We start from the raw sequence: 3,470 nt of genomic DNA, 5'->3' as shown, positions 1-3,470 counted from the left end.
CTATTACGGCCAGCGGCCCATCATCTACACCGCGCCCGATTTCTACCGCGACAATCTCAGGGGCGAATTCCTCGACTATCCGTTTTGGCTGCGTGCGGTCGCCCAGCATCCGTCAAAGGTCTATCCCGGCCGCAAATGGCTGTTCTGGCAGTATTCCGGCTCCGGCCTGTCGCACGGCGTCACTGGCCGCATAGACCTCAATGTCTTCCATGGCGACGAACGGCAATGGCGCGCCTGGGCCGGCGGCCGGCAGACGGTAGCCGACGCCAACTGAGACAAGCTATCAGGCTTGGCGTCGTTCGCTTTCTCGGGTGTCCGCCGATCCTCGACCTCTTCGCCGCTCCCTTCAGGACCCGCTCACGCGGCCTGCTTGACCAGCGTGCGCTGTCGGACCATTTCAAGCGCGATATCGGACTGCTCGATGGACACGCTTCCGCTGGCAGCATTCGCTGAGGAAAGTGTCTGGCTCTTTGACCAACAAGGACGCATGGGAGGAAAAGATGGGTGTGTCATCGGAGGCTCTGGCACAGAGCCGTCAAACGATCAGCGCTTACGAGGATTATGCGGAACAATATGATGCCATCGTGCGCCATGTTCCCAACGAGAGGGAGCAGGCATCGCTCAAGCGCCTGGTGGCAATCGCCGGCACAGGTGGCCGGATTTTGGAAGTCGGGTCCGGAGCCGGATACGATGCGGATTTTCTGGAAAATTTGGGCGTCAAGGTTCGGCGCACCGACGCCACCAAGCGGTTTCTCGAGCTGCAGGCCGCGCGTGGTAAGCATGGCGAGTTGCTCGATCTCATCACCGATGATCTCGGCGGCCCCTACGACGCGGTCCTTGCCCTATGCGTCCTGATCCACGTGCCTCGCGACCAGACCGACCAGGTGCTTGCCAAGATAGCCGGGTCGCTGCGCCCGGGCGGCGCCTTCCTCGTCTCGATGCGCAATGGCGATGGCGAGACATCAGGCGAATATCACATGGTCTACTGGCGCAGGGACGACTTCGCCGCCCGTCTCGAAGGCGCCGGGCTGGTCCTCATCAGGGACGATTTCAACGTCGGCCGCAATAGCGAAGAATGGAACACGTTCCTGGCCGTGAAGCCTGCATAACGCGGCGTGGGCTGTTGCCGTTTGCGCTGCTCAGCCTTTTCAGATTTGCGAAAATACAAGACATTGCCGCCGCCATGCTGTCTATGTGCGGGTTCCTGCACTCCTGGGGGGAGACGAGTTGGAACTCAAGATCATGCTTGTCGGCTTTGCCTGCGTGGTCGCGGGCGCGCTGTCGTTCATCACCTTCATGAAATGGCGAGAGGTGAAGGCACTCAGCCGCTGGCTGCCGACGCCGGGAAAGATCATCTCGTCGCGCGTCGAGGCACGCGAGGTCAGAAGCTCGGGCGTTGGTTCGGACAGCACTGATACCACCGAAATGCGCAATTTTCCGGCGATCACCTTCGAATACAAGGTTGGCGGCAAGAAATTTCAAAGCTCGCGCTACAGCGTGAAGGAGAATTTGGGGAATTTCGAAGTCACCGAAACCCTTGCCCAGTTTCCCCGCGGCGCGGAGGTGACTGTCTTCTACAATCCGGCCGATCCGAGCAAAGCCGTGATCGAGCGCACCATGCCCGAAGGCGCCTTCAAGTTCATGATCCAGCTCTCGGCCGGGCTGGTGGTCGGCGCGCTGGTTCTGGTGTTTTCCGTCGGCGGCGTCCTGGAGGCGATCAGGCCGCATTTGCCCAAGCCGCAGAACCTCGGCGCGGGAGCGCTGCTGCTGTTCATGGGCCTGTTTGCCTTGCGCATGGGCTTCGTCCAGAAATCGCTGGCCGAGCAGGCGGCAAAATGGCCGGTCACTGCCGGCCGCATCGATAACTCGGGCCTGCAGGCGCTCCGAAACCATTCTGGCCATGGTCGCTGGCGCACCGTCTTCAAATCCCGCATCGTCTACTCCTATGACGTCGCCGGCCTGCGCTACAGCGCCGATCGTGTGACCTTCGGCGGAACCGTGACGGCTTCGTTGCCCGGCCTCGTCGGCGGCCAGGCACGGCAGTATGTCGAAGGCAGCAAGGTCGACGTCCACTATGACCCCGCCAACCCCGGCTCGGCGGTGCTGGAATGCCGGGTACGGGGGCTCTGGCTGTTATGGATCTGCTCGGCAGGCTTTCTCGGTGGCGCCGCCTTTCTGGTCGGCCTGGTCTGAGGCGCCGGACGCCTTCAACAGCGGACGAGCGGTCCGCTGTCGAAGCCAGGCCAGGTGAACCGCAGCGTGGCCCCATGCCTGACGATATGGATGACACGCGCGAACGGCTCCTCGATCGACGGGTCGGAACCGTAGCATTGGCTGGCATGCACCACCCAACCGGTCGAGCTTTTGCGAAATGTCGCCTGCTCGCAGCCGAGATCGGGGAACGACAGCGACGCCTGGTCCACTGTGAACACAGTCTCGCGTTGGATGTCGGGAGCCGCGTGGCAGTTCAGCCTGTCGCTAGACCATGTCCCAACATAAGGCGGCGCCGCCAGCGCGGAGCCACCGGCGAATGCGGATATTGCCGTCGTCATCACCAAACGCCGCATCACCACTCCTTCGATCAGTGCGCTCGACCATACAGGCTGGTGGGATTTTGCGTGGACAAGTTTTGTCCAGGAGCGGACAAACGCCGCCGTTCCGGATTTTGCTATGCTTTTGCGCGGATGATGCGACTGTGCGGGCCGACTCAACGCTTTCCCAGAGACATTGGATGATCACCCGCATACTGGCCTTTTTCCTCCTGGGCCTGCTCGGCCCGATGCAGGCGGCCTTGGCAAAAGAATGCCTCCTGAGTCACGCCACCTATCAGGAGCCGCGCTCGGGTGCCGTCGTGCAATTCCGGCCGCTCGCCAACGAGCCGGCGGCGCTGACGGCCGAAGTGTTTTCGCTGGCCGTGCCCAAAGCCGGCACGAGCCTGCCCGCCGACATCACCTGGACCAACGGCAAGAATTCCTTCCCGCTCGGCACCATTCGCCACGCCTGCACCGACGACGACCGGGAAGGCGGCCTGCAGGACGGTAGCGGATTGTGCAGGCTATGGGAGGGCCAGGTCTATGCCTTGACCGGCGGCGGCGCCGAGCAGTTGAATTCGCGCGAAGCGACACCGGCGCCGAGAGGGCTGCTCTTGCCCGGTTTCGGCGTGGCTTTCACCGAAGGAGCCGATTTCGCCAATGCCAATCCAGGCGGTTCGGCCTGGGACGCCTTCATTTTAACAGGATGCAGCGATGAATAGCGTGCGATCGACCATCTGGGCCAGTGCCCTGCTTGCATCCGCGACGATACCAGCCATGGCGGACGAGCCGGCGCCGTCGCGCCCGCCCATCGACAAATGCGCCTGGGAAAAATTGTCTGACAAAACTGTCGGGCTGGCCGCCTGGACGCAGCGCTGCGATTTCGGCTTCCGCCAGATCCATTTCGAATTCGCCGGCAAAGCGCTCGCCATCAAATAC

The 3,470-nt window shown here is 62.4% G+C and carries 5 protein-coding genes and 1 pseudogene; 5 read left to right on the top strand and 1 reads right to left on the bottom strand.

Going from position 1 to position 3,470, the window contains the following annotated elements:
• The 3 genes from EN932_RS31865 to EN932_RS31850 all read left to right on the top strand — a co-directional run.
• The coding region (locus EN932_RS31865) for a GH25 family lysozyme (protein WP_281034582.1) at nt 1–274 on the top strand (274 nt) is incomplete at its 5' end.
• A gap of 226 nt (nt 275–500) precedes the next feature.
• The gene (locus EN932_RS31855) at nt 501–1,109 is read left to right on the top strand and encodes a class I SAM-dependent methyltransferase (protein ID WP_013532083.1); all 609 of its coding nucleotides are present in this window, start codon (nt 501–503) and stop codon (nt 1,107–1,109) included.
• Nucleotides 1,110–1,227: 118 nt separating this feature from the next.
• Nucleotides 1,228–2,193, top strand: coding sequence for a DUF3592 domain-containing protein (locus tag EN932_RS31850; protein ID WP_245268559.1), 966 nt, complete (start codon nt 1,228–1,230; stop codon nt 2,191–2,193).
• A gap of 14 nt (nt 2,194–2,207) precedes the next feature.
• Here the strand turns inward: EN932_RS31850 and EN932_RS31845 are convergent, their stop codons facing one another.
• Nucleotides 2,208–2,567, bottom strand: coding sequence for a hypothetical protein (locus EN932_RS31845; protein WP_013532081.1), 360 nt, complete (start codon nt 2,565–2,567; stop codon nt 2,208–2,210).
• 164 nt (nt 2,568–2,731) lie between these two features.
• Here EN932_RS31845 and EN932_RS31840 point away from each other — a divergent pair, with 164 nt between their 5' ends.
• Both EN932_RS31840 and EN932_RS31835 read left to right on the top strand, forming a co-directional pair.
• Nucleotides 2,732–3,253 (top strand): hypothetical protein, encoded by a 522-nt coding sequence (locus EN932_RS31840; protein WP_013532080.1) that lies wholly within the window; start codon nt 2,732–2,734, stop codon nt 3,251–3,253.
• Nucleotides 3,246–3,470 (top strand): annotated as a pseudogene (locus EN932_RS31835) (hypothetical protein); the annotation flags it as partial. The gene EN932_RS31840 and the pseudogene EN932_RS31835, both read left to right, overlap by 8 nt.

It is taken from the genome of Mesorhizobium sp. M7A.F.Ca.US.002.01.1.1 (assembly GCF_004022955.1).
Taxonomy (GTDB): domain Bacteria; phylum Pseudomonadota; class Alphaproteobacteria; order Rhizobiales; family Rhizobiaceae; genus Mesorhizobium; species Mesorhizobium ciceri.
This window is presented reverse-complemented; position numbering and strand designations above follow the sequence as displayed.